Annotated in this window: 5 protein-coding genes; 3 read left to right on the top strand and 2 right to left on the bottom strand. The window is 39.3% G+C overall.

Translation table 11 applies throughout. The annotated features are described in order from the left end of the window. Nucleotides 1-68 precede the first annotated feature (68 nt). Entirely contained in the window at nucleotides 69-293 is a 225-nt protein-coding gene (locus tag J7J01_07210) for a hypothetical protein (protein MCD6210660.1), read from the bottom strand. A 2-nt stretch (nucleotides 294-295) separates the two neighbouring features. Then, entirely contained in the window at nucleotides 296-601 is a 306-nt protein-coding gene (locus J7J01_07205; GenBank protein MCD6210659.1) for an NAD-dependent epimerase/dehydratase family protein, read from the bottom strand. 110 nt (nucleotides 602-711) lie between these two features. Between J7J01_07205 and J7J01_07200 the strand changes: the two genes are divergently transcribed. The 3 genes from J7J01_07200 to J7J01_07190 all read left to right on the top strand — a co-directional run bounded on the left by J7J01_07200 (nucleotide 712) and on the right by J7J01_07190 (nucleotide 1474). Beyond that, entirely contained in the window at nucleotides 712-915 is a 204-nt protein-coding gene (locus J7J01_07200) for a hypothetical protein (GenBank protein ID MCD6210658.1), read from the top strand. Beyond that, on the top strand, nucleotides 908-1162 hold the full coding sequence (locus J7J01_07195; protein ID MCD6210657.1) for a type II toxin-antitoxin system RelE/ParE family toxin: 255 nt from the start codon (nucleotides 908-910) through the stop codon (nucleotides 1160-1162). The genes J7J01_07200 and J7J01_07195 overlap by 8 nt, the downstream gene beginning before the upstream one ends. Before the next feature lie 63 nt (nucleotides 1163-1225). Further along, the gene (locus J7J01_07190; GenBank protein ID MCD6210656.1) at nucleotides 1226-1474 is read left to right on the top strand and encodes a UDP-N-acetylglucosamine 2-epimerase; all 249 of its coding nucleotides are present in this window, start codon (nucleotides 1226-1228) and stop codon (nucleotides 1472-1474) included. Nucleotides 1475-1632 lie beyond the last annotated feature (158 nt).

The raw sequence follows: 1632 nt of genomic DNA, 5'->3' as shown, positions 1-1632 counted from the left end.
AGGCTTACTTTATCCCTGAAACCCAAAGAAAAGGCAATGTCAATCAAAACGACACTGACAGAGTAAATCTATGTATTTTTATCTAAGGATATGGCTAAAACAAGTTTCATACCGATATAATAGCCTTTGGACCTGGAATAAGCCCATTTATAGTCCTTATCTTTTAAATCTTCACTCTTATACTTCTTTCTGAACCTGTTAATATCCACCGTCAAATTGGTTGTATCTCCAATTATTATCGTTTTTACGATCTTTCGCTTTCCACAAACGGCGTTTACGGTTCTCAACACCATATCTACAAACTGATCGACTGTAAACCTGTTAATCTCGTTATGAGCGTAGCAAGTTCCTGTATGCTTATCATTCTACCAGAAGCGATATTATAAACGCCTGTTGCATCACTATTCATAGCAAGAATATTCGCATTCACTACATCCTTGACGAAAGTGAAGTCCCTGGTCTGTTGACCATCGCCATAGATAATCGGTGGTTCTCCTCTCAGGACCCTGGACACAAACCTGGGAATGACCGCTGCATATTCCGAGTGAGGGTCCTGTCTGGGTCCATAAACATTGAAATAACGCAGCGAAATGGTATTCAAGCCATAAACATCATTAAATTCTTGATGGAGACACATAAAGGTGTTTTGTGAGCAGATTTAAATAGGATGTTGAAGAATAAAATTATTGAGCTTTGATAAAGAGGGTAAAGATGTTAAAGATAAAAGAGGAGGATTTGCAGTATATCTATCAAAAGAACGAGAAAAAGGGAGTAATTATGGATATTCAAACGTTCAAAGCGTTAATGGAGATGCTGGAAGATTACGAAGACGCGGAGGATTTCGAGGTCTTGAAGAATGAAGAAACAATAGACTACGAAGAATATCGAAAGAGCAGGTTGAAGCGGGATGTATGAGATCAAGATTAAGAAGAGTGCAAAGAAAGACCTTGATGACCTTGACGATAAGATGTATGTTAGAATTGATAGAGCGATCCAAGGACTGAGAAATGACCCTTTTCCAAGGAGTATAAAGAAGCTGAGAGGAGAAGAAAATAGGTACAGAATCAGAGAAGGGAAATACAGAATACTTTATGAGGTTGACCAAAAGAATAAAACAATTGTCATTTATCGGATTAAGCTAAGGAAGGCTGCTTATGATTAAATTAAGAAAGTGTGCAAAAACCTGCTTTGCTTGTAGGGGGGACTTGAGGTTGTTGAATTCGGAATGTGGAAAGATAGGCGGTTCGAGCCCGGTATTCAGAAAGAAGCATACATTTTTAAGGTGCCATGCATCACGTTACGAGAGAATACGGAATGGGTTGAAACTGTAGAGGATGGCTGGAATCTTTTGGTTGGTGCGGAAAGCGAGAGGATAGTGGGGATGGGCGATGTACAGTCTCTTGCAAAACTTTATCTATTATCCCATCTCATTCTGCTCTATGAGGGGAGAACGAATATCAATCAGGAACTTTGAAGAGGTCAGGTCACAGCTTGTGAGTGAGAAGGATCCCGTGGTGAAGCAGAAACTCTCTTTTCTCGTTGTTGCAGGAGAAGATTGTCTATTGTCTGTATTTTGAAAGAGCTGTTGAGGCGAGTTGTATCGATATTACAACTGAAACCACATATAAAAAA

This window comes from Methanophagales archaeon (genome assembly GCA_021159465.1).
Taxonomy (GTDB): Archaea; Halobacteriota; Syntropharchaeia; order Alkanophagales; family Methanospirareceae; genus G60ANME1.
This window is presented reverse-complemented; position numbering and strand designations above follow the sequence as displayed.

Coding starts and splice junctions, on each gene's coding strand:
- J7J01_07195 (MCD6210657.1), top strand. CDS start 908: ATGTATGAGATCAAGATTAAGAAGAGTGCAAAGAAAGACCTTGATGAC.
- J7J01_07200 (MCD6210658.1), top strand. CDS start 712: ATGTTAAAGATAAAAGAGGAGGATTTGCAGTATATCTATCAAAAGAAC.
- J7J01_07190 (MCD6210656.1), top strand. CDS start 1,226: ATGTGGAAAGATAGGCGGTTCGAGCCCGGTATTCAGAAAGAAGCATAC.
- J7J01_07210 (MCD6210660.1), bottom strand. CDS start 293: ATGGTGTTGAGAACCGTAAACGCCGTTTGTGGAAAGCGAAAGATCGTA.